The organism is Pseudoalteromonas caenipelagi (assembly GCF_013140855.1).
In the GTDB taxonomy this organism is placed as follows: Bacteria; Pseudomonadota; Gammaproteobacteria; order Enterobacterales; family Alteromonadaceae; genus Pseudoalteromonas; species Pseudoalteromonas caenipelagi.
Window position 1 is genome coordinate 785,866 of the sequence record NZ_JABBPG010000002.1, and the last position, 25,412, is coordinate 811,277.

General features: G+C 40.9%; 23 protein-coding genes. 11 read left to right on the plus strand and 12 right to left on the minus strand.

Annotation, left to right across the window (positions count from 1 at the left end; all coding sequences use genetic code 11):
• The first annotated feature begins 49 nt into the window (after nt 1–49).
• Both HG263_RS08095 and HG263_RS08100 read left to right on the plus strand, forming a co-directional pair.
• Nucleotides 50–379, plus strand: coding sequence for a hypothetical protein (locus HG263_RS08095; RefSeq protein WP_171625563.1), 330 nt, complete (start codon nt 50–52; stop codon nt 377–379).
• A 126-nt stretch (nt 380–505) separates the two neighbouring features.
• Nucleotides 506–814 (plus strand): hypothetical protein, encoded by a 309-nt coding sequence (locus HG263_RS08100; RefSeq protein ID WP_171625564.1) that lies wholly within the window; start codon nt 506–508, stop codon nt 812–814.
• 632 nt (nt 815–1,446) lie between these two features.
• Here HG263_RS08100 and HG263_RS08105 read toward each other — a convergent pair.
• The 5 genes from HG263_RS08105 to HG263_RS08125 form a co-directional block, all read right to left on the minus strand.
• Nucleotides 1,447–4,140, minus strand: a complete 2,694-nt coding sequence (locus tag HG263_RS08105; protein ID WP_171625565.1) for a hybrid sensor histidine kinase/response regulator — start codon at nt 4,138–4,140, stop codon at nt 1,447–1,449.
• 28 nt (nt 4,141–4,168) lie between these two features.
• Nucleotides 4,169–6,835 carry an ATP-binding protein gene (locus tag HG263_RS08110; protein ID WP_171625566.1) on the minus strand — a complete coding sequence of 889 codons (2,667 nt, stop codon included), beginning with the start codon at nt 6,833–6,835 and terminating at the stop codon, nt 4,169–4,171.
• A 68-nt stretch (nt 6,836–6,903) separates the two neighbouring features.
• Nucleotides 6,904–7,956 carry an HD domain-containing phosphohydrolase gene (locus tag HG263_RS22685; RefSeq protein ID WP_343043963.1) on the minus strand — a complete coding sequence of 351 codons (1,053 nt, stop codon included), beginning with the start codon at nt 7,954–7,956 and terminating at the stop codon, nt 6,904–6,906.
• 88 nt (nt 7,957–8,044) lie between these two features.
• Complete coding sequence (locus tag HG263_RS08120; RefSeq protein ID WP_343043964.1) at nt 8,045–9,160, minus strand: response regulator transcription factor; 1,116 nt, start codon at nt 9,158–9,160, stop codon at nt 8,045–8,047.
• Nucleotides 9,161–9,483: 323 nt separating this feature from the next.
• Nucleotides 9,484–10,662, minus strand: coding sequence for a porin (locus tag HG263_RS08125; protein ID WP_171625567.1), 1,179 nt, complete (start codon nt 10,660–10,662; stop codon nt 9,484–9,486).
• 83 nt (nt 10,663–10,745) lie between these two features.
• Here HG263_RS08125 and HG263_RS08130 point away from each other — a divergent pair, with 83 nt between their 5' ends.
• Nucleotides 10,746–12,629: a methyl-accepting chemotaxis protein gene (locus HG263_RS08130; RefSeq protein WP_171625568.1), complete on the plus strand. Its 1,884-nt coding sequence runs from the start codon at nt 10,746–10,748 to the stop codon at nt 12,627–12,629.
• A gap of 126 nt (nt 12,630–12,755) precedes the next feature.
• On the plus strand, nt 12,756–13,571 hold the full coding sequence (locus HG263_RS08135) for a substrate-binding periplasmic protein (protein ID WP_343043965.1): 816 nt from the start codon (nt 12,756–12,758) through the stop codon (nt 13,569–13,571).
• Nucleotides 13,572–13,660: 89 nt separating this feature from the next.
• Here the strand turns inward: HG263_RS08135 and HG263_RS08140 are convergent, their stop codons facing one another.
• From HG263_RS08140 to HG263_RS08150, 3 genes are all read right to left on the minus strand, one after another.
• Nucleotides 13,661–14,200, minus strand: a complete 540-nt coding sequence (locus HG263_RS08140) for an isochorismatase family protein (RefSeq protein WP_171625569.1) — start codon at nt 14,198–14,200, stop codon at nt 13,661–13,663.
• 60 nt (nt 14,201–14,260) lie between these two features.
• Entirely contained in the window at nt 14,261–14,746 is a 486-nt protein-coding gene (locus HG263_RS08145) for a winged helix-turn-helix domain-containing protein (protein WP_171625570.1), read from the minus strand.
• 171 nt (nt 14,747–14,917) lie between these two features.
• Nucleotides 14,918–15,193, minus strand: coding sequence for an Rdx family protein (locus HG263_RS08150; protein WP_171625571.1), 276 nt, complete (start codon nt 15,191–15,193; stop codon nt 14,918–14,920).
• 138 nt (nt 15,194–15,331) lie between these two features.
• Here HG263_RS08150 and HG263_RS08155 point away from each other — a divergent pair, with 138 nt between their 5' ends.
• Both HG263_RS08155 and HG263_RS08160 read left to right on the plus strand, forming a co-directional pair.
• Nucleotides 15,332–15,874 carry a DUF2141 domain-containing protein gene (locus HG263_RS08155; protein ID WP_171625572.1) on the plus strand — a complete coding sequence of 181 codons (543 nt, stop codon included), beginning with the start codon at nt 15,332–15,334 and terminating at the stop codon, nt 15,872–15,874.
• 352 nt (nt 15,875–16,226) lie between these two features.
• A complete protein-coding gene (locus tag HG263_RS08160) occupies nt 16,227–16,376 on the plus strand; it encodes a hypothetical protein (RefSeq protein WP_171624919.1) in 150 nt (49 codons plus the stop codon).
• A gap of 90 nt (nt 16,377–16,466) precedes the next feature.
• On the opposite strand, the gene HG263_RS08165 is transcribed toward HG263_RS08160, so the two are convergent.
• A complete protein-coding gene (locus tag HG263_RS08165) occupies nt 16,467–17,102 on the minus strand; it encodes an arylesterase (RefSeq protein WP_171625573.1) in 636 nt (211 codons plus the stop codon).
• Between HG263_RS08165 and HG263_RS08170 the strand changes: the two genes are divergently transcribed.
• The 4 genes from HG263_RS08170 (at nt 17,101) to HG263_RS08185 (ending at nt 22,157) form a co-directional block, all read left to right on the plus strand.
• Nucleotides 17,101–17,814, plus strand: a complete 714-nt coding sequence (locus HG263_RS08170) for an ABC transporter ATP-binding protein (protein ID WP_171625574.1) — start codon at nt 17,101–17,103, stop codon at nt 17,812–17,814. The two genes, HG263_RS08165 and HG263_RS08170, sit on opposite strands and share 2 nt — an antisense overlap.
• A complete protein-coding gene (locus HG263_RS08175) occupies nt 17,804–20,314 on the plus strand; it encodes an ABC transporter permease (protein WP_171625575.1) in 2,511 nt (836 codons plus the stop codon). The genes HG263_RS08170 and HG263_RS08175 overlap by 11 nt, the downstream gene beginning before the upstream one ends.
• 232 nt (nt 20,315–20,546) lie before the next feature.
• Nucleotides 20,547–21,740 carry a porin gene (locus tag HG263_RS08180; protein WP_171625576.1) on the plus strand — a complete coding sequence of 398 codons (1,194 nt, stop codon included), beginning with the start codon at nt 20,547–20,549 and terminating at the stop codon, nt 21,738–21,740.
• Between the two features lie 9 nt (nt 21,741–21,749).
• Nucleotides 21,750–22,157: a type 2 periplasmic-binding domain-containing protein gene (locus tag HG263_RS08185; RefSeq protein ID WP_171625577.1), complete on the plus strand. Its 408-nt coding sequence runs from the start codon at nt 21,750–21,752 to the stop codon at nt 22,155–22,157.
• Between the two features lie 70 nt (nt 22,158–22,227).
• On the opposite strand, the gene HG263_RS08190 is transcribed toward HG263_RS08185, so the two are convergent.
• Entirely contained in the window at nt 22,228–23,418 is a 1,191-nt protein-coding gene (locus tag HG263_RS08190; protein WP_171625578.1) for a cellulase family glycosylhydrolase, read from the minus strand.
• A 164-nt stretch (nt 23,419–23,582) separates the two neighbouring features.
• Between HG263_RS08190 and HG263_RS08195 the strand changes: the two genes are divergently transcribed.
• A complete protein-coding gene (locus HG263_RS08195; protein WP_171625579.1) occupies nt 23,583–23,930 on the plus strand; it encodes a VOC family protein in 348 nt (115 codons plus the stop codon).
• Nucleotides 23,931–23,950: 20 nt separating this feature from the next.
• On the opposite strand, the gene HG263_RS08200 is transcribed toward HG263_RS08195, so the two are convergent.
• Both HG263_RS08200 and HG263_RS08205 read right to left on the minus strand, forming a co-directional pair.
• A complete protein-coding gene (locus tag HG263_RS08200) occupies nt 23,951–24,685 on the minus strand; it encodes an oxygen-binding di-iron domain-containing protein (protein WP_171625580.1) in 735 nt (244 codons plus the stop codon).
• Entirely contained in the window at nt 24,682–25,299 is a 618-nt protein-coding gene (locus HG263_RS08205; protein ID WP_171625581.1) for a chemotaxis protein, read from the minus strand. The genes HG263_RS08200 and HG263_RS08205 overlap by 4 nt, the downstream gene beginning before the upstream one ends.
• Nucleotides 25,300–25,412 lie beyond the last annotated feature (113 nt).

Below are 25,412 nucleotides of genomic sequence, written 5' to 3' on the forward strand. Positions count from 1 at the left end.
TTCCGCCCCATAACCGGGCGTTAGCAATTAAATCATTTTTGAGGTAAATATGAAAAAATATTTGGTATTAATGTTTCTATCACTTTTGGGGTCGTATGCGAATGCCGATTACAATGCAAATATAACAGGGAAAGTGACCAGTATCGCCACGTATACCTACAGCGGTAGAATTTACTTCCGGTTGGATAATCAACCTTCATCACATCCAGCTTGTCAGACAGATTATTTTGCTATAGACGAGTCAACGCCGGATGCAATTCGTCAGCAAGTTTACTCACGACTATTGGTCGCATACTCAAGTGGAAAAGCAATTAATATTGGTTATGACAAAGAGGGTGGGTGTGCTCACGGCAGGATTAAAGTGTATAGAGTCGGTTAATTGCTAACAAGGTGTTCTAGCTGACATTTAAAGCTCCGCTCAATTTTGGCATTCCGCTTCGCTACACTTTATGCCAAAATCGGCTCCACTTTAAATTCAGCTAAACACGGCGTTATGAGTAGATAGATGAATCGACTATTCGGCAACAATGTAGTAAAAATTGAAGCACCTCAAGATAGAAGCGAACTTAGGTTTGTCGTGCTTGACGACGAAGAAGAGTTTGATTCTATCAATGTTCGTTTTTTTAATTCTGATAATTCACCTATTACGATCGATTTTTCGGAGTTATCAATAGGAATGCTTTACGATCCTGATACCGATTCAACGAGTTTAGGTGAATTTGAATACGTAAAATCAATTGAAAATGGCTTTGAGGTATTTGGTGATTTTGGAATTGTTTGGGTATATTGTGATTCAAGTTCACCCAAGCTATAAGTACTCATAACAAGCTGTTTAACAAGGACAAAAAACAGTTTGCTGTTTTCGTTCCTCAACATTTTAGCCAACTAAATTTTGCCCATTAACCGGGCTACATGGACTCCCCTTTGTCAAGCAATAGCAGTTTTGACAACAAGAAGATCTGACAGCAGCTCTACATTCGGCGTTTATTAGCTTATCTACGCTATCGCCCTGATGATTTGCGCTTGAGCAATACCTCATTCGTTAAACAGAGTTGCTAACTCTTCCCGACTAAACAGGCTTTCATGCTCTCGGTCTGACCGTGTTATCGTCACTTGCTAATGCTAAGACTCGGTGGGGTTAACCGTTTTAACTAACCTTTCTTTTTTACTGATTTAACTATTTCACATAATCAATCTGATATTCTTTTTCTGAGTGTAACAATGGACTTCCCATAGTTTGCTAGACACCCAATGAGTTAGATTGAACGCCCGTAATCATGATTGACTTTAAACGTTAGGCTGCACCTGAATGGCTGAGTCTGGCACTTTCTCGACGGTCAGGCTTGATTAAAGCCCTATGTTCGAATCAGACAGTTCAGGGTAAGATTTATTCCTATTAATGTTGTGTTTCACCCTTCTAGCACATGGTTATTTTTCAATAGCATTTTAATTGTCAGACTGTTGTTTAAATATGCATTCAAACAGGTTGGTCAATACGTCAAGCTCTATTGGTTTTGTTAGGTAATCGCTAAAGCCAAGGTTGCGTGCTTTATCTTGGTCGGTAGACATCGCATTGGCTGAGACGCCCACTACCGCAATATTCTGTGTGCTCTGGCATTTCTTGAGCATTGAAAACACTTCATAGCCTGAAATATCAGGCAAATTGATATCGAGTAGGATCAAGTTTGGTTTGAGCTTTTTAGCCGCTTCAATACCACTTACCCCATCAATGGCTTCATGATAGATAATATTGTCAAAACGGCTAATGAGTCGTTTCATAAGCTTTCTATTGGTTACATTGTCTTCGATATATAAAACGGTGAGTTGATTGCTTTGGCGAGTGTCTTCAATTCTAGCTAGGGGTAAAATAAAGGTGACAGTAGTGCCTTGTCCATCAGCACTTTGTACGTCAATTTTCCCGTCCATGGCCTCAATAAACTCTTTGGCGATAGTTAAACCAATACCGATCCCTTGTTGTCCTGAATATTCATCAGCCCCCCGTTCAAACGGTTCAAACATATTAGCGAGCTTTTCGCTCGACAATCCGCTTCCTGTGTCTTTGATATGTGTGCAAACGCTATCATGGTCTTGTGTGAGCGTTATAGTGATCTGAGTATTTTCATCACTATATCGAATAGCATTGTCGATGAGGTTTGTGATGACCTGTTTTAGCTTTGAATAATCGCCTTTTACATAATATTGCGCTGTTTCATCGAACGATATTGATATATGTTTTTGATTAGCGGCTGGTAATAATTGGTTGATAGACTCTTTTAGACTCTCGTTCAGTAAAACTTCTTCGATATTTAAAGAGAGAGCGCCAGTTTGCACTGACGCCACTTGTAAAATCTCATTTACCATCAAAGTGAGGTCTTTGCCAGCTGTAGATATTTCTTTTAGGCTATCTATTTGGCTTTCACTCAGATCTTCCTCTTCGAGTAACTGGGTAAAACCAATAATGGCGTTAAGTGGCGTTCTTAGCTCATGGCTCATGCGTGATAAAAATTTTGATTTGGCTATACTGGCTGCTTGAGCTAGCTTGGTGGCACTTTCAAGTTCATTGGTTCTTTGCTGAACTTGCTTTTCCAAGTCAATGCGATATTGCGTTAAAGCCGTTTCGTATTTTTTCTGCTCCGTGATATCTCTAACGATGCCAGTAAACATTTTTGTGTCACCAACAAGCATTTCGCTCACAGCCAAAGACATAGAAAACACCGAACCATCTTTTCTTTGTCCCAACACTTCTCGGCCTGAGCCTATGACTTTTTTGATACCGCTGGTCATATAGTTAACTAAGTATTGGTCGTGCTCCTGTTGATAGGGGGCGGGCATCAGCATTTTGATATTTTTGCCAATCACTTCTTGTTCGTTATAGCCAAATATTTTTTCTGCAGCTGGGTTAAAACTGTCAATAATGCCTTTTTCGTTGATGGTAATAATACCGTCAATCACTGTCTCTATGATGGCTTTGATGCGCGCAACATGGTCGCTTAACTGTGATTTATGTTCAGCAATCTCTGAGATATCTCTCACGATCCCTGTAAACATTCTTTGTCCATCAACGCTCATCTCGCTAATAGATAACGCCATGGGAAACAAGGCGCCATCGGCTTTTTGCCCAAGTACTTCTCGACCTGAGCCGATGACTTTGGCCTCTCCTGTTGTGAGATAGTTATCAATATAGCTATCATGTTCTTGTTGATATGGCGCGGGCATAAGCATTTTCACGTTTTGCCCTATAACTTGGTCAGCCTTATAACCAAACATACGCTCGGCTGCAGGATTAAATGTTTCTACAGTCCCTTCACTATCGATGGTGATAATGCCATCAACAACGGTATTAATGATGGCTGATAGTCTTGAAAACTGAGACTGCAGCTGAGCAGAAAGATTATCCATATGCTCAGAATCATCGCTTTGGGTGGCGTCTGAAGCTGCACTTTTGTTAACAATAGATTGGGTGATCAAGGTAATGTCATCGCGAGTACTAATAAGTGAAAAACCAGGAGGTTGTTCAAAGTGTGTTGCCAGAGCGCTTTTAAGTGTGCGCATCCGAAACTTCAAATAGGCAATATTTAGCAAAATCAGCGCCAAACCTATGAGCAGCCAATTGCCGATATAGATGAAGTTGCTGTGTGTTATGACTTCGGAAGGTAGGTTTCTTATCTGCAGGTAATAATAGCAATCTGCGGCAGAGACGCACAGACTAATGGCCCCAAATAGGTGATGCTTGTCTTGATGTATATAGGGAGAATTGTGTTCTACAGAGGATAAAAAGTGGGTGTCCTCAAGTGTATTAGGTAATGTGTTACCAATGTCCTTTTGGTTATCTGATGCTGCAATAGTGAGCGTGTTTTGATAGATAAAGTATTCACTTAGATTATTATGGTCAAGGTTGGCACGACCCGCTTTCCATATTGCGAATATCTGTTTAGGATCATTTTTTGTGGTATCAACAAGCTGATTGAACTGAATTAACTCTTGTGTGAGTAGGTGTATTTGTTCATTTTTGGGAGTTTGATTATTACTGAGTATTTGTGTATCCGGTGCGTCTTGCACAACAATAAACAATGAACTTAGTAAGGCCGTTGTTAAAAAGGCAATCACATAAGGGTAGGGGATAGCTTCAAGCCACTTCATATTTGCTCTCTATATGTTCGCTGTGCTTTTATTTGGGTAGCTGAATGGTAAAAGTACTCCCTACACCATATTCGCTTTCAACTAGCAGCTCACCATGCATTAATTGCACTAATTTTTGAGTTAAAGTTAGGCCTATTCCAGTGCCTTCTGTCTCTGAACGCTCTGCTCCAAGTCGGTTAAACGGTTCAAAGAGCTTTTCTAAATCATGTTCCGCAATACCTTTTCCTGTATCAGAGATCGAAATAGTGCAATGGTGTGGCGTTTGTTGCGTTTTTACGACGATGCTGCCTCGCTCACAGTTATATTTAACAGCATTAGATAGTACGTTAAGGAGCACCTGCTTAAGCCTTAGCGGGTCGCACATAGCATAGACACTGTGAACTTTTTCGACATTTAAAGAAATCTGCTTTTTGGTGCAATCGGCTTTGATAAGTTTGATACACTCTATGAGCGTTTTAGATACGTCATACATTTGGCTTTCTACTTCAAATTTACCGGCTTCTACTTTTGATAAGTCTAAGATTTCATTAATCAAATTTAGCAGGTGGCGACTGGCTTTTAGTATTTCTTTCACGTCTTCGGCATCATCATTACAGAGGTTGTCTGATGATTCTAATAACTGACCAAACCCCAATATGGCATTTAACGGTGTTCTAAGTTCATGGCTCATATTGGATAAAAACTCAGATTTTGCTTTATTGGCGCGATCTGCTTCTTCTTTAGCTTGTATCAGTCGCTCTTCATTTTCCAATCTGACCATTTCTAATGAGACGCGGTCTGCAAATACAGCTAAAAGTGATTTGATATAGTCACAATTATTCAGCTTGTTGCTGCTCATTAAGCCGATATACCCGAGTATATCACCGCCAATAGTAGCCAGAGGCACCGCGATATATGCTTCTATCTTGTGTTTTACTAGCCACTCATCTTCAGGAAATGCTAAATACGCGTTTTCCTTATAAAAACATATACCACCGTGTTTTATTTTTTCGCAAGGAGTATGCTCCAATTGGTACTCGTAATCGTTGATTATCTCTCCATGGTGGGCTAGCGACAGCGTTTTTACCATACCAGGTGTGTCGGTTGGCACTGTGATGAAACTGCTTGTGGCGCCCGTTGCTATAGTTAGCCCCATAGTGGTTTGTTCAAAAAACTCGGTTCCGATTGTGGTGGAGGTGCTCACCACCATTGCTTGCAGGGCCTGCTGGAGCATTTTATTGGTGGTGATGTCTGTTCTAATAGATACGTATTGGTAGGGTCTACCATTTTTTCCAATCATTGGAGTGATGGTTGAGTTTACCCAATAAAGGCCACCATTTTTTTGCTTATTGCAAATGTCACCTTTCCAAACTCGGCCGCTTTTGATGGTTTTCCATAAGTTTTGATAAAATGCATCATCATGTATGTCAGACTTTACGATACGGTGGTTGTGACCTAATAACTCCTCTCTGCTGTAGCCGCTAATTTTACAAAAATAGTCATTCGCATAAATGATGTCGCCTTTGTGATCGGTAATGCTGACGATGGCATGAGAGTTAATTGCCAAATGCTCTTTGTCTCGTTCATAGACTTCTTTTTGTAGATTCTCTCTTAACACTTTTTTTAATCGATGACGCCTTGCTCTGACTAAAATTGAACCGCAAAAATGCTCCTGCTCAACGGGTTTTAATAAGAAGTCATCTGCACCTGTTCTGAGCGCATATAATTGTGCTGTGTAGTCTGTGTCTGAGGAAATAAATACAATCGGTACATCTACAAATTGTGGTTGCTCTCTTAAGATAATGGATAACTCAGGACCAATGATATAGGGCATATGATAATCAAGAATAATGACATCGGGGTCTAAATTATGTAACTGTTCCAGCACTTGTAATGGGTCTGAAAACTCATAAGTTTCGAATCCTTGTGCTGTTAAAAGTTCACCATAAAGGTGCAAAAATGATTTGCTGTCATCGACTATGAGCGCACGATAAGGGGTATCTTTCGTTGCATCAGATAACGAACTCATGATTGAGATAATATAAGCTTCGTGATTTGGAAGTCTAATATAGCGATCAACACCCGCTCTAAGCGCTTTTAATCTTAACTGCATATTCATAAACTTCGACATGAAAAGCAACAGCGCATCGTGAGGCAGCATTCTTTTAATTTCAGAAATATTACTAAGAATGGTTTGCTCTTCAAGGGGGGCATTCCACTTATAAATAATCATCAAAGACATACTGGAGTCTTGCTGCGCATGCAGATATTCATATAGCGCTTTGATGCTATCAAGCACTTGGCAGTCATACCCTGAGGTTTCCAATATAGTGGCAAGCTTGACTCCCTCTGTGGGTATATTGTCAATTATAATCACGTGCTCATTTGTGCTGCGGTCGTTTTGCTCCATAATTTCGACACGCATGCTATTTGCAAAGGTGTGATTATGAGACAGAATATAGCAAATATCTTCAATGCTGGTTTTGAGCTTTTCTGTATTTTGCTCATCAGGATGCTGAGCATAGTCAGTTAAGTTGTTGATAAGCTCTATACTTAAATATGACTCGGGATATATACCGCTTCCTCTTTGGTCGTCACATCGCTCATGCACCAGTTCGATCACTCTTTCAACCAAAGATGCTGTAACAGCTTCATGAGCAATGAGTTGTTTTTTTAATTGCACCAACGTATGGAGTAAATTTTGCTCGATATACATAGTTACATTACTCCTGATTAATTACGTGATTAAAGAGGCGGTGGTTTGGCAAGTAAATCAGCATATAACTAGTCTTGAAATTTGTTTTTAATGTGATTGATTTCATCAATATGTTGCACAAAGATTTCAGTAAGTTTTGGCTCAAAATGATGACCACTTTGCTCTTTAATATAATCAATGGCTGCAGCTATACTCCATGCTTTTTTGTATGGTCTTACCGAGGTTAACGCATCAAAAACATCTGCAATCGCCGCGATTCTGCCTTCGATAGGGATGGCTTCTTGCTTTAAGCCATTGGGGTAACCAGACCCATCCCATTTTTCGTGATGACATAGTGCGATATTTCGAGCCATGATCATCAGGTCGGAGGAATCACCTGCGAGCAATTCGCCGCCTATTTGTGCGTGTGTTTTCATTATTTCCCATTGCTGAGCGTCTAAAGGGCCTGGCTTTAGCAGTATTGAATCAGGAATGCCTATTTTACCGATGTCGTGCATTGGGCTTGCATGTAATATCAGCTCGCATTCGTAATCAGACCAACCTAGTTTTTGTGCAAGGAACTTACTGATATGGCTCATGCGTAAAATGTGGTTACCTGTTTCTTCATCTTTATATTCGGCAGCCATGCCTAACCGTTGCACAACACTTAGACGGGTGCTGTGTAGTTCTTTTGTTCTAGCCTCGACCATCTGTTCCAACACCTGCGCTTGGTTATCAAGCATTTTGTGAGCGAGATGGGCATCTAGCAAATTTTGCACGCGCATCAGTAACTCATTTTTTTCAAAAGGTTTTGTCACATAGTCTCGAGCGCCTTTTTGTAGCGCAGTCAGTGTACTTTCGATGCTTTGTTGTGCCGAGATCACGATAATGGGCGGCATTAATTTTTGCTCAAGGCTAAATAGCGCATCCATAACCTCAAAACCGTTAAAATGTGGCATATTAATATCTAGTAAAATGAGATCTGGGTTAAGATCACAATAAGCTGTCACCGCCTTTCTGGAGTCACTTAGAAGATGAACATGTCGATACCCTTTAGCTTTTAGAAGCCTATCTAATAACTTTAAATTGGTTGGGTTATCATCTATTGCAAGAATGACCGAACTGTTACGTATCTCTTTCACTGTGATTGCGACCTATCTCATGAAACAATGCGGCTGCTAAGTAGCCACTGGGTTGATGTTTATTAGGTTAAAATCTTCCATACTGTAATTACTCAACTGCTTTAAGCCGTTCGGTGATATTTTTTAGTTTGTCTTCAAGTACAAATGATAAACCTAGCGTTTCTTCGACGACTTCTTTTGTCTCATCCACTAACCCCATAAGCTCAGACTCTTGCTCTTCATCAAGCCCTAGGGTAATGATTTTTAACTGCACAGCTTGAGATAGGTCGTTAACAAGTTTGCTGATTTGTGCATCTTGACTCTGGCATAGGTTTTTGATGCTGGCAAAGTCATCGGTGAGTTGACTCTTTAAGTTATTGATCGCTTTTTGACGAATATTGTGTTTTTCAATTTGTTCTTCAATAAAGTCAATTCTGCTGTCGACAATAGTCAGTAAAATGGCGAAGTTGTCGCGTAGCCGCCCAATCACTTCATCATCATCATCAACATGAATACCTTTGATGAGCATTGAGCAAGAAGGGGAGTTAAAAAGCAGGTTTGAGCCAAAAGGCACGATGCGCTTAGCGCTTCTACCTAGTTCTAATATTTCGCGTTCTAAGTCAGACATTGTTGCTTTAGGAAACTGGTGGTATTCACCGGCTACCCTAAATTCTACACAGCAGTTAACTCCAGCATTGGCGAAGTACAGCTTTATATTGTTAAAAAGAATACCTAAATCAGTGACTTCTAAATTGTCGGTAAAAAAGGTAACGAGCTCTCCAAGTTCACTCGCTTGTTGCATTGACGTAAAAGCGGTATTTGAGGCTAACTCATACATTTCTTTGAGGCCATCGCGCTCGGATATGCGCAGCTCTACACGTCTTAACTTTTCACGCAGTTCTTGAAAGTCTACTGGTTTGGCAATGTAGTCGTCTCCACCACAGCCATAAGCATTGAGTTTGTCTTCACTGGAGGTCAGCGCTGAAATAAATATTATTTCGCACTCATTGTATGCACCATGCCCTCTTATCTCTTTAACTAAGTCATAACCGGTATAATCGGTACCAAGCATAATATCCATAAGTACCACTTGCGGCTGATGCATCTCCATTAGAGCAAGTATTGGCTCACTGCCATCAGATGAGGTGATTTCGTGCTGCTTGCCCAGTGCCTTTTCCAGAACTGCCCTGTTTTGAGGGTTATCGTCAACGGACAATATTTTCACAAGCCTTCCTAATTTAAATTGTTTTTGAGCACCTGTATTTAAAAGTAGCTAAGGAAGTATCCCCTAGCAAATAACTCGAGCTGCTTTTAGTTTTTGAGTTTCTTCAACCTGTAAAGTCTGTAGCAACTTGAACTTAATTGTTTTCATTAACCAATATGAACTCTGCTGTTTAAATATTGCTCTAACTCAAATGTCCTCAGTAAAAAATAGCTCTGCTTTTGCTGGTAGCGAGCAGCATATCAGCGACAAGACAATATGAGCGCTGGTAAAGTGCATCGAGTTAGAAGCAATCACAGCGCCCTTTACATTTTAATTGTGAGCAATTATTCATATTGCCATTGTTGTTTGTAATCATATCGAAAACCCACAGAAATCGACTGCATGTCAGCTTGATTATCAAAGGATTTATTTAAGTATTCTAAATGTACCCGAAGAGGTTTAGTTGGAAGCCATTCAAGGGTAACGTTATATCCGTCAAAACTTTGGTTATTTGTATCAAAGTGATTGTAGCCATCATCAAAATCAAAAATGCCGGTCTTTAGTTTGTAGCGATCGGCGAATTGATAAGCCAAAGATAAGTCAAAAGTGTGACCACTGCGGGATAAACTCGCCTGATTGCGCGCATAGTCTTTGTTTTGATAGGACACAGCGCCATAAAATCGGTTGGTAAACTGGTATGCAAATGAGCTAGCCCAGATGCGGTTGTGGCCAAGCTTGACATCTTTGTCGAATATATCATTTTGTTGGTAAGTCAATGCGGCATGTAGCCCATGTGCATCATAACTCACGCCTGCATTGAACAAGTCAGTTTGCTTGTCCCCTTGATTGCCGTCAAATTGTCCAACGGCAACAAATGTGAGTGGTCCGGTCTCAAAACGATAACTCAACAGGTTGTCGACGAAGAAGATGCTTTCAGGATCGTATGCAAAAGGGCTGCTTGAATGGTTGAATATGTCAACGTATTCGGCAATGAATAGATATTGCGCTGGTCTTTGTTTACCTATGCCAAAACGGCCATAGGGGGTTGAAAGAGCGGTGTAAGCACGTCGAGATTTCCCAAAGTTCCCTTCATTGGCCAGATCAATCCCCCACTCGCCATGTAGTTGTGCTGACCAACCAGGTTGAAATTCGTGGCTAACTTTGAGTCCTGCATGAGATAGCGCATCTCGCACGTCCCAATTACTGTGAGTTTGCTCATCTATCAGTCCAAAAGTAGGACGAATGGTAGCGTATACATCAACCTTTGTTGTCTCATTTACGAGAGGAGCGGCTTTGTCTTGTTGTGCTGATATAACCTGTGCGGTCTTATCTTGTGGCGCTTTATTTGCGCTAAGAGTACGTTTATTTTGTTCTAAAAACCTGGCTTTTAATTGTGCAAGCTGAGCCTCTAATGCCTCTATATCGTCCATGGTAACTGCTCTATCAGTGGCGTTTGCAACGAGGCTGAATAACAAACATAGTACTGAAATTAGACCTGCACAGTTGTGTACTGAAAGTCGCATAGTCTTCACTTTTGATAGTTGCCAATCATCGAATTATAGTCAACACTTCACAGATTCGGTTGATTTTTGCTCAGGCGGCTAAAATGCAGATCCGTACTAAATTCTCTGTGGCCTCAGCCATTGTTATTTTACTCATTATTTCTGTGACCACTCTATCTACTTATTGGTTTGTGAGTGACTCTGTGCGAACTAAAACACAGGCATATGTAAGTGACAGCTCACAACTATTGGCCATTAGTATTGATAATTGGCTCACTATTAAAGCCAACCAAATAAATGTGATTAAAAGTCAATTAGAGCATGATTTTAGCGTTGAACAGTTCAATAAAAAATTAAACACGCCATTTTTGAAGCGAGAGTTTTTACTTGTTTTTGGAACTTTGGAAAATGAAACACAATTGCGCTCAAACGACCCAAATAGGCAGAACCCACCGAATGTCGATTTTCGCCAAAGAGGCTGGTATCAACTCGGTAAAAATCAGCAAAAAACGGCATTTACCAGCCCTTATATCGATGCTTCTACGGGGGAATTGTTGCTCTCTGTTGTGTCTCCTATTAGTGCAAATGCAAAGTTACAAGGAGTCATTGGTGGTGATCTTAGTTTGAGTGTAATAGCCAAAAGCGTTAATGCGGTTAACTTTGATAATACAGGGTATGCATTTTTAGTTTCTGGCGATGGCAAAATTATTAGTCATCAAAACTCTAAGTTTAATGGTAAAAGTATCGATAGCATCGATTCAGCATTGTCTATCACCCAAATCGGTGAGTTACAAGAAGTGAAAACTAATGAGGGAGTTAAGTTATTTTACCTGCACGAGCTAGCAAATCAGTATGGAACCGATTGGTACTTGGCGGTTTTGATAGATAAATCTTTAGCCTATGAGACCTTGTTTGATATTACTTTAAACTCGCTCATTATTGCTGTGATAGCCATTGTGCTTGGAGTGGTGAGTGTCAGAGCTTTGGCTCTTCATTTACTAAGACCACTCAAAGAGTTAGAGCTAGCAATTACAGAAATAGCCAGTGGTGGAGGAGATTTAACGAGACGGCTCGAAATAGTGAATGAAGACGAGTGTGGTGTTGTTGCGCAGCAATTTAATCTATTTTTGGCTTCGCTTCGCCAGTTAGTGGCCAGTGTTAAAGGGCGTGCTGATAAAGTTGTGAGCAGTAGTGACTCTGCGAAAGTATTATCTAGTGACTCAATGAAGAAGCTTGATGAACAAGTTATGCTAATCGACAGTTTGGCGACGGCCATGCATCAAATGAGTACTACGTCTACCGAAATTGCTGGTAACGCACAGCAAGCCGCCAGCTCAATCACCCAAGTTAACGACAAGACAATTGAAGGCCAGAGTGTGTTTTTAAAGGCTAAAGAGCAGATAACTGCGTTAGCACAGGATATAGAGCACTCTTATGTTTTAAGCACGCAGCTAGCCGAATATAGTCAAAATATTGAGAACATACTCTCGGTTATTAATGGCATCGCTGAGCAAACCAATTTATTAGCACTTAACGCAGCGATTGAGGCTGCACGGGCTGGAGAGCAAGGAAGAGGGTTTGCTGTGGTGGCTGATGAAGTACGTTCTTTAGCTTCAAAAACACAAGAGTCCACCACAGAAATAAAATCTATGATTGACCAAATTCAAGCTTCCTCAAGCCAAGTACAGCATTCAATGGGAAGTAGCAAAGACAAGACCCAGTTGTGTGTTGAGCAAACAGAACAGGCAACACATATGCTCAATGAAATAACTGAGTCGGTAAAAGAGTTAATGGATCGCAATATTCAAATCGCGACCGCGATTGAGCAGCAAAGCGTTGTAATTGAAGAAATTAACAAAAATACTAACCATATCAATGATATTAGTGTTGAAGTGGGGAGTTTTGCAGATAAACAATATTGTGCCAGTGATGCGCTTGCAGAGCATGCGCATGAGCAAGAAGCGCTGTTATCGAAGTTCACTTTATAAGTAAGATTTATCGTTTCGTGTGCCAAAGCTTGGACTAGACTAATTGTGTAGCTCAAAATTAGGTCGGGCTCTTTTCTGCCAAGTACGCAAAGCGTTCAGAGTCAAGGTGTTAATAAGAGGCAAGATGTGAAAACCAATGCTGCAGAAATGACGACTTTTAGTACTCTCAAATTCGCAACGTGGTTGTTATTTTTGAGTATTGCTTCATTTGTTTATGCGGAACCTCAGTACCGTGTCACCATTCTTGTTGATGAGAGCTACCCACCATATAGTTATGTTAATAACGGTGAACCTGCCGGTATTTATGTGGACCTAGTACAGCAAGCGATAAAGCTTATTGATGATAAATATATTGTTGAACTTCACCCTGTTCCTTGGAAAAGAGGTGTTGCAGCGCTTGAAAACGGCGACAGCTTTGCATTGATACCACCCTACAAGCATATTAAACGTAGACCTTTTATTTGGCCGTATTCCGTACCTTTACTTGAGGAAGTGGTGGTAGCTTTTTGTAATGCTGGCGTTTCATTAGCGGATATTGAATCAAAAGACACGACGGCAAACCCGATAAATGTGGGATTAAATGCAGGGTATATGATCCTTGATGATGGATTAGAGCAAGCCACTAAACAAGGCAAAATTAGGTTGTGGGAAAACAAAGATACCTATTCAAATATTATTAAATTGGCTAAAAAGCGTATTGATTGCTATGTCAATGATAGACTTTCGACCTTATTAGGTTTGAGAAGTGTAAAACGTTTACATCCTGAACTTGACCTAAGCCATATAGTCGAAGACCGAATTGTATTACGCCGCACCGCGCATATAGGTTATGTAAAAGACTCGTTGAATAAGTTTCCTTACAAACATGATTTTATACAGAAAATGGATGAAGCACTGCAGACTGTTTTGGCGAGCCAAGCGATAGAACTTGGCAATGAATAAAAGCTCTGTAAAGGGGCTTTACGGCTGGCGCTCATACTTCTTAAACGAAGTACGCACATTAAGCTTGTCGACCAAGCAAAACATCAGCTTTATTTTATTAGGTTTAAGATTGTTCTAAATTGTGGATGTTGAGAATCAGCAAGTAATTCGTATAAACACATCTCTACGTTAGTTAGTTGCGCACCATTATGTTGCAGCTGACTTAACGCCAGTGCTTTATGCTCTATATGTTGTGATGAGATAGCGTCTTCTACGAGCATTACTTTAAATTTATTGGCAAGCAAGTCACGTGCTGTTTGATACACGCAAATATGCGCTTCAATACCGCACACAAGCCAATATTGCTTGTTCTCACTTTTTATACGCTGAGCAACGGTATGATTTGCATAACCACTAAAGGTTGTTTTGGTGATCGCGTGCTCAGGATGTAACAGGCTGGCCAATTGCGGCACGGTTGCACCAAGTTTATTTGGCGCTTGCTCTAACCAGACAATAGGCAAGTCTAGCGCTTTACAGCCAAGAATGAGTGCTTCAGTGCCAGCGATGAGCTGTGTACTGTTGACAACCTGTGTGGCTAGTTTTCCCTGTATATCAATTACCAATAAACCGCAATTTGATGCATTGAGCATAACTTTCCCTCAGTATATGAGTTGCTATGTATTACATAATGCGAGTTCAGTTTAAATTGATCAAACTAAAAAATAGACACCAGCTAGTAATCCTAGAAGTGCTGCTGCAGCAACAGGCCATACGGCTTTAGATTTACTCGTGACTTTGTTTGTAGCAGGTTCACTCAGCGAATCATTATGTGATGGCGCGTCTTGCAGCGAGGTTTTATCCTCAGAGGCTGCTTGATTGCTTTGAGCTATATTGTCTTGTGTGACAGGTGTAAGTGGTAATTGCCACTGATACCCTTTGCGAGAAAACGTTTTAATTGCATCATCACCAAACAAAGCTCGTAAGTGCCCGATGCTTTGAAAAACTACTTGATTAGTGACCGTTCTACCTGGCCAAACGGCTTCTAAAATTTCATCTTTACTATGAATTCGCTCTGATTCCATAAGAAGCAGGGCAAGCAATTTGGCTGGCTTTTCGTTGAGTGAAAAAACTTTACCATTATTGGTAAGTACTAGATTCACGCAGTCGAATTCAAAATGGCTAAAACTGAATTTCATTTTTATTATTTAATCCAATGATGGATGTACCTTTTTTATATTGTTATATCAGCATATCACTTATTTTGCAAAACAGCGGCGAATATAGATTAAATTCAACACTGACAGTATGAGTTATGCTGATTAAATCTAACTAAATGCTATTTAATCTTCAATCTCTATTAAAATAACTTAATTGTCGATATGCCCCAAAGAGCGCTTGGGATCAAGTTTATCTCTGACTCTGCGTTTTAATATTTTTGCTTCAGGAAAACCGCCATCCACTTTTCTGCACCAGATGAGTTCGTCATTATAGTAGATTTGAAACACGCCTTTTGTAGAGGGTACAAGGGCGACTTGCTGAAGCTCGTCGGAAAAAGTGCTTAGTAGCTCTTGAGCAAGCCAGCCACTTCGTAGTAGCCACTGACATAACACACAATAATGTATAGAAATAATAGGCTTGTTCATGTGTAAAGCTCGCTCTAATCAGGTGTAAGAATATGTCTAATTATTCTACACAATTTTACAAAAATCCCCTACACGTACCATGTTTATAGCATGCTTAAACTGCTAAATTGAACATATTATGAATACAAGGAGATAGTTATGCTTAGAGTGTTACTCATGACTGCCCTAGGTGTTGCATTAACCGCTTGCAAGTCCACCAGTAAAAAAAGTGTGAATGCGGTCGCCGTGAATGCGGTCGCTGCGAATGCGGTCGCAGGAGCACCTACTCAATTAGTTATAAACATACATAATGTATCTAGTGAGCAAGGACAACTACTGGTTATGATCCATGACAACAGTGCTGATTATCACGCGGACTTAAACATTAGTGATCCTCGCGCCCATTATTTTGCAAAAAAAATTGTATCCCCTCAAAAACCAAACACACCTGTGGTATTTGACAACTTGCCTGCAGGGAGATATGCCATTAATGTCATTCATGATAAAGATAGCGACGGGGAGTTAGATAGAATGATCTTCCCATTTTTAGGTATGCCTAGCGAGCCTTACGCGCTATCAAATAATATTTATGATCATTTCAGTAAAGGAGATTTTGATGATGCGCTGGTTGAAATTTACTCACCTAGCCACCAGATAGATTTAAACCTCAGTACTCACTTATCTAAAATAACGGGCCTGTAGGTAGTTTGTAAAAAAGTTGGCTTGGAAAGGGATATTTTATAGCGTAGTTAATTAGTGCTTGTAAATTCTTCGCATATAAAGGTATAATCCTAGGCTTAGTCTTGCTCTATGTTGTAAGAGCAACTAGTAATGTCCTTTCTTACCCTGATCCAGTAAGCCAGCATTAAAAAATTGAAAGCTGAATTATTGTACGGCGACCGAATTACCAACGCTCTGTTGGAACTTGTCTTAAAAAAAGACCGTAATCTTTGGGAATATCGTCAAAACTGTAGTGAAGCTTATATGTTAATTAGCCAGAGAACACTGGCGTTAAATTTGTGAGTTTTCTATGTCATATGAATACAATGGATCTATGATCCAAATTATACAGCCTGTGCTGTCTATCTCAGTCAATAAAAGCAATGTTATTTTTGCAGATAAAACTGGGTTGAAAAACAAACGTTTTTCAACTGCCAGTGAAGCAAGAAGCTTTATTAGATGGCTGACGCAATCAAAAGCATAATATGCTAATCATCCAGCTCCGCCATTGCTAAAATGACAGAGCTGGAACGTTTTCTAACTATTATTTTTCTTGCCCCGTGAATAGCCCCGTTTATACATTGTCTTTGGTTTTCATCAACCAAGCATCAATCTCTTTTTCCATAAAATCTCTGATCAAAGGCTGAGCTTCGCTGTTTGGATGCAAGTTATCTTTTTGCATGAGTTCGGGCTTTACTGCTATGGGTATCATAAAGTAAGGCATTAAGTAAGCGCCAGTTTCATCACTCACCTTCTTATAACTTTGCGTAAACATAGTCGTATATCGTGGCCCTAAGTTAGGTGGTATATGAATTTCCATCAGCGCAACATGAGCGCCCGCTTGTTGACTTTTGGTCACAAGTTCAAGAAGATGTTTTCGCAGAAGCTTTACAGGAAAACCTCGAATACCATCATTTCCACCCAATTCTATTAATACATGACTGGGTTTGTGGGCTGTAAGCCAAGCATCAATTTTCAATAACGCGTTATCTGTTGTTTGTCCGCTGACAGCTGTGTTGATTAAATCGATCGATTTTTGCTGTGAATCGTATGTATTTTGTAACAAATTAACCCAAGCTTGTGCTTGTTCAATGCCGTAGCCTGCGCTTAAGCTATCTCCAATAATCATTATTTTGTCTTTGGCGAAGCTGCTAATTGGCATAAGCACAAGCATAAAAAACACTAAAAACTTTAGGGAAAAACGCGTCATGTCAGTACTTTCTCAGTTAAATATCATTAATGTCACAGGGCTTACAAAGTCAGTAAATACCCTTGAGGGCGAGCTCACTATCCTCAGTGATATCAATTTTTCTGTCAAGTCGGGAGAGTCGGTTGCGATTGTTGGGGCGTCTGGTTCTGGTAAATCTACATTGCTTAGCTTACTTGCTGGGTTAGATGTAGCAAGTCAAGGCGATGTCAGCATAGATGGCGAGCTATTAAGTCAATTAAATGAAGAAGCGCGAGCTCAACTACGGGCAAAAAAAGTTGGCTTTGTATTTCAGTCTTTTATGCTGGTACAAAGCTTAACGGCGCTGGAAAATGTTATGTTGCCCGCAGAGCTGGCGGGCGACAGTAATGCAAAACAGCAAGCATTAGCACTATTAGACAAAGTGGGCTTATCACATCGATTAGATCATTACCCCTCACAACTATCTGGCGGTGAACAGCAACGAGTGGCAATTGCCCGAGCATTTATTGGCTCTCCTAAGCTACTGTTTGCGGATGAGCCATCGGCAAACTTGGACAGTAAAAATGGCCACCTCGTAGAGCGATTGCTATTTGATTTGAACAAACAAAATGGCACAACTTTGATACTTGTCACCCATGATGAACAGCTCGCCAAGCAATGTGATCGAATTATTCATATCGAGGCCGGAAAATTAGAAACGATTCGTGATGGAGCTGCGGCTTATGTGGGTTAAGTTAGCATTTAAATTATTTAGTAGGGAATTTCGCAGAGGTGAACTTTCAATCATCTTTGCGGCTATTGCCTTGGCTGTACTCACGGTATTCAGTTTGTCTTCGGTCACGCAGAGAATAGGTTTAAACATTGAACAAAAAACCAGTGATTTCATAGCGGCTGACCGACGTTTATCGAGTAATCATGCGATTGACTCGAGCATCCTTACAGCAGGTAAAGAGTTTGGATTGAAAACGGCAAAAATGCTGTACTTTGATTCTATGCTATTTGCCAACGAAGAATTGGTTTTAGGGTCGGTCAAAGCGGTGTCATCTGAGTACCCTTTACGAGGGAAAGTTACACTAAAAGACAGCTTAAACAGCACGCCTTATGAAATTCGAGGGGCACCTGATAAAGGAGAAGTTTGGTTAAGTGAGGGCTTATTTTATAGTCTCGCTTTGCAAGTGGGCGATAAAGTCGAGCTAGGGGCTGGAATTTTTACTGTGAGCAAGGTACTGGTAAACGAGCCTGATGCACCATTTTTTTCTCTTGCGGGCAATCGGCGAGTGTTACTTAATTATGATGATATTGAAGCAACTCAGGCTGTACAGCCAGGAAGTCGAGTGTTTCACCGTTTACTGTTCGCAGGTGAAGAGCAACAGTTAAGCGATTTTTATACATGGTTGAAGCCCAACCTGAAAGCCAACCAATCTTGGCAAGGTATTAAAGACAGGCAATCTCCTTTGGGTGATAACTTGGCGCGCGCAGAGCGCTTTTTGCTCTTGGCTGGGTTGTTTGGCATTATGCTGGCTGCAGTCGCAATGGCTGTGTCGGCAAAGCGTTACTGTGAACGCCAATATGACCCTGTAGCGATGATGAAAACGCTCGGTGGTAGTCGTCGCGTCATTCGCAACATCTATCTACTGCACCTCAGTCTGGTAACAGGATTTTCAATCCTAGTGGGGCTTTTAATTGGCTTTGTATTGCAACACTTTGGGGCTGAGTATTTAGCCAAATTTATGGAAGCACAGTTGCCGCCTGCAGGTCTAGAGCCTTGGCTATTGTCGATTTTTATCGGTGTTGTATGCGCACTGATGTTTTCGCTAAAGCCCTTATTAGATTTGTTTGATATTCCACCATTGCGTGTCCTACGCCGCAGCTTGGGCGATAAGCTTGCTTTGAGCCGTATTCATATTTGTCTATCTTTAATCACTATATTTTTATTGATGTGGATGTTTAGTGGGCAATTGCTAACAACGCTTATTTTGTTTGGTTCAACATTGCTGGTAATTGCTGTGCTGTTTGCGCTCTCCCGTTTGATTTTTAGCGCTGGCAGAAAGTTAGGTTTAAGCCCCGGGTCTAGTTGGTCATTAGCCATCGCAACTTTGCAAAAGCGTGCCAACGCAAATGCGATTCAACTCATTAGCTTTGCTTTAGCAATTAAGCTGATGCTGTTTTTGGTGGTATTAAAAAATGACATGATTTCTGATTGGCAAACTCAAGTGCCCGCAGATGCGCCAAACATGTTTTTGATTAATATTGGCCAAGATGAGGTGCAACCATTAGATGAGTTTTTTGAACAACATAATATTGTACATGAAGCATTCTTCCCTGTGTTTAACGCGCGTGTCGATGCTATCAATGGGGAGACTTTAGCGCGTAGAGTATCACGTCAAGAAGGCGAAGAGCAGGGCGAAGGTGAGCGAGAAGGAGTGAATCGAGAACCTAATTTAACTTGGCTGACAGAGCTTCCTGAGGGAAATGAGATCACCGAGGGCAAGTGGTTTGAGAGCAATTCTCAAAGTGAGCAAATCGAAGTGTCAGTATTCGACGGTTGGCAAGAACGCTTAGATCTAAAGCTAGGTGACACAATTAGCTTTTTGGTAAATGAGCAACGTTTTGATGCGGTTGTTACAAGTTTTAGAAGCGTAGATTGGGGCACATTAAAGCCAAACTTTGTGATGATTTTGAGTCCGAATATGGCAGGTAAGATCCCTGTGACTTATTTTAGCGCTGCCAAGTTGGATGACAGTCACACACAAGCGATAAGTCGTATGTTACAGCGCTATCCAACGATCAGTATGATTGATATAAAAAGTCGTTTAGAGCAAGCACAATCTATTATTGCACAAGTGTCGCTGGCGATAGGGTTTGTGCTAGCGATTGTGCTTATCAGTGGTGCGTTAGTGCTTGTGTCTCAAGTTCAAGCTAGTCTTGCTGAACGAATGCAAGAAGTGGTGATATTACGCACCCTAGGTGCAAGAGGAAGACTCATTAAATTGGCAACCTTGTATGAGTTTTTATTGTTAGGTGCAATTGCTGGATTTGTAGCCGCGTTGGTCAGTGATGTAGCTTTGTTGGTGATCCAGCAGCAATTATTTGATGTTGAAGGAAAAATGCACCCTTATGTGTGGGCTTTAGGGCCGGCTACGGGAGCAGGGTTTGTGGCCGCGATTGGTTACTTTATGGTTTCGAATACGATGCGCCAGAACACACAAGGGCTGCTGCGCAAGCTTGCTTAACTATCTCTATTTCTCTACATGTTAACAGCCCTCTTCACACGAGGGCTGTTTTATTTTGGCACGCATGTTTTATTTTGGCACGCATTAAAGTGCAGTTTTGTATCAAAATTCACAACCTTAAAAAACACTTTTATAATGAAAATTTCTTTTGACATTATTACGTTAAAAGAGAATTTGGCTCCTATACTCAAGTTGATATTTATTTTTATTAATTATCACTTGGGATGACACTATGAAAAAACGATTATTAGCTGTGGCTTTATGCTGTGCCATAAATGGGGCCGCATATGGGGCCGATGTACGAATCAATGGTTTTGCCTCTATTGTTGCTGGAACTGCAACCGACGACAATATGAAACTATTTGATTATGAAGATGACATATCATTTAGCAATGAAACCATGATTGCATTACAGATATCTTCAGACTTGGGGGATGGGCTGAGTGCTACGGGTCAACTAGTGGCCCGAGGCAGCGAAGATTACGACGCTGAATTTGCTTGGGCATATATCAGTTATGATGTGAGCGATAGTTTGCGTGTGAGTCTGGGAAAAATGAGGCTACCTTTGTTCAGGTACTCCGATTTTATTGAAGTTGGCTATGCGTATCGTTGGGTGCGTCCGCCAACGTCAGTCTATAGTTTAAACACGCCAGCACCTACCGGTATTAGTCTTTTATATACATCGACAATTGGAAATTGGGATTCGTCTATTCAAGCTGTTTATGGCCGCACAGAAGGAGACTTTAAAGCGATCACTAACAAAGATGATGGCAGTCTAAATGATATTACAGGCCTAAACTGGACAGTGTCGAAAGATTGGTTAACCTTGCGGGCTTCTTACATGGTAGCCGAAACAACGATTAGCTTAAATAACTCAGCACCTTTGGTTGGATTATCCACTTTATTAAAAACCTATGGCTTACAGGAAGAGTTAAACAAACTGGTTATTGATAAAGATGATGGCACATTCTTAGGCCTTGGGTTTGCTATTGATTACAATAACTTTCTTCTAGATGGTGAATACACAGAAGTTGAAGCCGAAAATAGCCTTTTGCCAGAGCAGTCTCAGTACTACGTATCGGTTGGGTATAGAATGGAAGATTGGACGGTACACCTAACCTACGAAGGCAATGAAGATAAACATCCAACCATCCGTTTTAACAAAGTACCTGAAACAATTACGTTGGCGAATGGTGCAACGGTGCCTTTATCGACCGATCCTAGCAATCCAAATGCCCCGTTAGTTAGGGACCTGCTCAATGGTGCATTGAGGGCAACTCACGTAGATACAAATACGCTCACTTTAGGTGCTAGATATGACTTTCATCCATCTGCTGCCTTTAAGGTCGATTGGAGCCGTCAAGACAATGATTTAACAAATCAAGACAATGACGTTATAGCGGTTGCTATTGACTTGGTATTTTAGGAGGCAAACATGAAAAAGTATTTTGCAGCATGCATGTTTTTAGCAATCAATGTAAGTGCGCAGGCTGAAGTGGCTGTTATTGTTAACCCAAGCAACGGTGCTGCCATTGATAAAGATGCGATAGCAAAAATCTATCTTGGCAAAACAAAGTCATTTAGTGACGGTACAAAAGTAAATGCGGTAGGGCTGAACAGTGGTAGTTCAGTGGATGAATTTACAACCAGTGTGTTGGGAAAATCGAGTAGCCAATACAAAGCATATTGGTCGAAGCTAATATTTACGGGTAAGGGAACACCGCCTGAAGCGTTAGACAATGAGCAAGCTGTTATCGATTTTGTAGCGGCTAATGCTGATGCGATTGGTTATGTAGATAGTGCAAAAGTAACCGATAACGTAAAAGTGGTTGGTAAATTCTAGTTACTCGTTTGGTTACTTGCATAGTACGATGCAAGTAACCAATTAAAAAGTGGTAACTCTTACATGCAATCTAGCGGCCGGTAGCTATTTTTTGCTTCACCCAAATACCCGCTTCTTTGAGCTGTGAGTCATCGAATGTGCCAGCTTGGCAAGCGCCTACTTTGAATACTGCACCAGAGCGCCAATCGTCAGAAAAGTTCCAATTAGTCCAGCTTATTTTTTTGTTAGCCATTAAGTCTAGATAAGCTTGTGCACTGGCGAAGTTATTTGGCCCTTCTCCTCGGTAATCTTGCGTTCCCCACTCTGTGACAAATACGGGGAGTACGTTAGATGCTTTGTCCAACATATCTCGGTGGAAGTCCAGATGTGATGCTGCATAAAAATGAAAGGTATACATCACGTTGTTAAATGGCAGAGGGTTGTTGAGCACATCTAAATAGCTCCCCCCATCGGACGCGCCAAATGTTGACCAACCGTGTGTGCCAACGAGTATCACAGCATCGGGATTTAAAGCTCTAATTGTTGGTATTATTTCAACCGCATAGTCATAAATGCGCTGCCAGTTTACGCCATTAGGCTCATTGGCGATATCGTAAATAACGTTATCACGATGCTTGTTGGCAGCAACGATATCGTGAAAGAACTGTTTTGCGTACTGCAAATTGTCGTTGGGGTCGCCAGGTGTTAGCTGGTGCCAATCAACGAGCACATACATATCTAAATCACTGGCTAAAGCAACCAGTTGATTGACTTGTTGAGTGAAGCTAGCGGGGTTTGTGACATAACCACCTTCTTGAACATAAAGACTTAAACGAAGTATATCTGCGCGCCAGTTGTTAGCCAAAGTGGCTAAGGAGTCTTGAGTCAGGCACTTATTTAAACCAAACCACTGCAGACCGTGAGAGCTCATACCACGCAGTTGTACAGGGGTGTTGTTTTTATCACAAAGTGTTTTCCCACATACACTCAGTTTGCCATAGCGACTAAATGCACCATCAAGGGGAGGTGTCTGCTTACATACACCTAGTTTTTGCCAAGCGTTACTGCTGCCTGGTAGCGAATTGGTCCACCATTTAGCTTGATATAATACACCATCATAGTGCATTTGATCGCCAGCTAGGGCATGGTTCGGCACCCCAGCCCAGTTAGTTTGTGGCCAGTTTGGATATTCATTGATGTCCGTACAGTTACTGGCATGGCTATTTGAGTAAAAGAATAATAAAAGCAATAGACTTGAAACAGTCAGAATTTTCTTGATCATAGTGATCTCCTATAGTTACATGTTGTATCCAGTTCAATGTATAGCTTGTGCTTTTTTTAACCAGCAGACATTGGTCGAAGGTGAATAAACACAATATTGACCGTATGTGCTCAACAACTTGTGTTTGCCTGATTACTTAATTTGTTTTTAATAAGGAGATGACGATGAACAACCACATCAATTATGTTGAGTTTGCGGCCGCAGATTTAGCTGCAACTGAGCAATTTTTTAAGCAAGTTTTCGCGTGGCAATTTGAGCACTATGGTCCTGATTATATTGCGTTTAGCAATTCAGGTTTGGATGGTGGTTTTTTCCGAAGTGAGCTTGCTGGCAATACCGTCAATGGCAGTGCTCTGGTGGTGTTGTATAGCGATGAACTTGAGCAAACAATGCTTAATGTTAAGCAAGCCGGTGGCACCATCAGCAAAGACATTTTTAGTTTTCCAGGCGGGCGTAGGTTTCATTTCATTGAGCCCAGTGGCAATGAATTGGCGGTATGGACTGCATCTTAACGTATTAGTTGCAGTGCGAGTTAATCGCTCGCACTGCCCACATCAAGTCTTGCAAACCACTCTAAAAACTCTTGCACCATCTCACCTTTAAATATTCGGCCGTGCTGTGGTGCCATCATGTCAACTTCTAACTCGCGAATACGTGCAACCCAATTATTCTTAGCACGATTGGATGGCATCCAGCGACGGTGAAAATACTCCATATGCTTTATATGACTAGCAAAGTCTTCAACAAACATTGGCGGTTCATTTTTTTCAAGTGCTGCGCCAATGTCGCCGCTCATTAAAATTTTTGCTTTGGGGTCGTAGACATTGAAGTTACCAGAAGAGTGCAGGTAGTGTGCGGGAATAAACTTCAATGCAGCTTTGCCGATTTTTATCTCCCCGCCTTCATCTTTAATAGACTGGTATTGAATATTATCCATTCCGAAGTGCCTAATGAAGCCCTCCCAAAGCCATGGTGCATGCAAGGTAGCATGAGGAAGCGCTTTATCCCACAGCCCCAAAGAAGAGATAATATCGGGGTCTTGATGGGATGCAAACAGCGTAGTTATTTGTTCTAACTTTACGTGTTTCAATAAGCTAGCCAGCATCGAAGAAAATAATTCAATACCACCTGGGTCAAGAATAATCGCTTCATCATTACTTTTAATTAAGTATTGGTTAGTGTCTATGATCTTTTCGCTTTTCTGAGAGTCTCTACCTAGCACAATCCATGTATGCGTGGTGGAGCTATAGATTTCTGTTGACTTCAACGTAGCGCTCCTTTTAATAGGCTAATTTCTTTTAAGTTTTCATTTATGGCGTGTTTTATATTTTTTGCGGCTCCTGCAATGAAATTTGAAACTGATTGCAAGCTTTCACTAAACTCTCCAGCATTAGAGGCTTCAACGCGGCTAGTTACTGCGATATATTCGGCGCTACGCATTTGTTTTAAAATGTCTTCAAAATACCCCTCTAAATGCATAACAGCGGACTCTAGTTGCTTGACTGTACGAATGAATTCCAAACGCCCTTGTTGTTGTAAGTGGTGAATGTCTGTGTGCTCAGTGTATTGTGCCGCGATGTTTAATCGCAGTTGAAAGTCACTATATCTGACCACGGACAGCGCGATTTCAAATAAATTACTCGAGAGCATTGAAATACTTTTTGTTGTTTTGATGGTGAGCTCAGAAAACTCGTCGATGAAATTTGTAATTGGTTTAAAGCCGAAGGCAGAATCTCCAGCTCGAAGTGCAACGACTCGCGCGTTCTTGGCTGTCAAAGAAAGGTTTTTTGCCTCTTGTAAAATGGTGTCAAGATTGGCAATGATATTGGCTACACGGACGACGTTTTTAATGGCCAAAGTGGCATCATTTTGATGATACATCAAACAGACTCACAGATTGCATTTTCTAGAGCATAGATAATTTTTAATTTTTTCGCCTAAAAAATCCGGTTAAAACCCTCATTATTAAGTGCTTAACTTGCATAATCAGTACC

Excerpts from the sequence above, each read along its gene's own strand:
- HG263_RS08095 (WP_171625563.1), top strand. The coding sequence starts at position 50 with ATGAAAAAATATTTGGTATTAATGTTTCTATCACTTTTGGGGTCGTAT.
- HG263_RS08100 (WP_171625564.1), top strand. The coding sequence starts at position 506 with ATGAATCGACTATTCGGCAACAATGTAGTAAAAATTGAAGCACCTCAA.
- HG263_RS08105 (WP_171625565.1), bottom strand. The coding sequence starts at position 4,140 with ATGAAGTGGCTTGAAGCTATCCCCTACCCTTATGTGATTGCCTTTTTA.
- HG263_RS08110 (WP_171625566.1), bottom strand. The coding sequence starts at position 6,835 with ATGTATATCGAGCAAAATTTACTCCATACGTTGGTGCAATTAAAAAAA.
- HG263_RS08125 (WP_171625567.1), bottom strand. The coding sequence starts at position 10,662 with ATGCGACTTTCAGTACACAACTGTGCAGGTCTAATTTCAGTACTATGT.
- HG263_RS08130 (WP_171625568.1), top strand. The coding sequence starts at position 10,746 with ATGCAGATCCGTACTAAATTCTCTGTGGCCTCAGCCATTGTTATTTTA.
- HG263_RS08140 (WP_171625569.1), bottom strand. The coding sequence starts at position 14,200 with ATGCTCAATGCATCAAATTGCGGTTTATTGGTAATTGATATACAGGGA.
- HG263_RS08145 (WP_171625570.1), bottom strand. The coding sequence starts at position 14,746 with ATGAAATTCAGTTTTAGCCATTTTGAATTCGACTGCGTGAATCTAGTA.
- HG263_RS08150 (WP_171625571.1), bottom strand. The coding sequence starts at position 15,193 with ATGAACAAGCCTATTATTTCTATACATTATTGTGTGTTATGTCAGTGG.
- HG263_RS08155 (WP_171625572.1), top strand. The coding sequence starts at position 15,332 with ATGCTTAGAGTGTTACTCATGACTGCCCTAGGTGTTGCATTAACCGCT.
- HG263_RS08160 (WP_171624919.1), top strand. The coding sequence starts at position 16,227 with ATGATCCAAATTATACAGCCTGTGCTGTCTATCTCAGTCAATAAAAGC.
- HG263_RS08170 (WP_171625574.1), top strand. The coding sequence starts at position 17,101 with ATGTCAGTACTTTCTCAGTTAAATATCATTAATGTCACAGGGCTTACA.
- HG263_RS08165 (WP_171625573.1), bottom strand. The coding sequence starts at position 17,102 with ATGACGCGTTTTTCCCTAAAGTTTTTAGTGTTTTTTATGCTTGTGCTT.
- HG263_RS08175 (WP_171625575.1), top strand. The coding sequence starts at position 17,804 with ATGTGGGTTAAGTTAGCATTTAAATTATTTAGTAGGGAATTTCGCAGA.
- HG263_RS08180 (WP_171625576.1), top strand. The coding sequence starts at position 20,547 with ATGAAAAAACGATTATTAGCTGTGGCTTTATGCTGTGCCATAAATGGG.
- HG263_RS08185 (WP_171625577.1), top strand. The coding sequence starts at position 21,750 with ATGAAAAAGTATTTTGCAGCATGCATGTTTTTAGCAATCAATGTAAGT.
- HG263_RS08190 (WP_171625578.1), bottom strand. The coding sequence starts at position 23,418 with ATGATCAAGAAAATTCTGACTGTTTCAAGTCTATTGCTTTTATTATTC.
- HG263_RS08195 (WP_171625579.1), top strand. The coding sequence starts at position 23,583 with ATGAACAACCACATCAATTATGTTGAGTTTGCGGCCGCAGATTTAGCT.
- HG263_RS08205 (WP_171625581.1), bottom strand. The coding sequence starts at position 25,299 with ATGTATCATCAAAATGATGCCACTTTGGCCATTAAAAACGTCGTCCGT.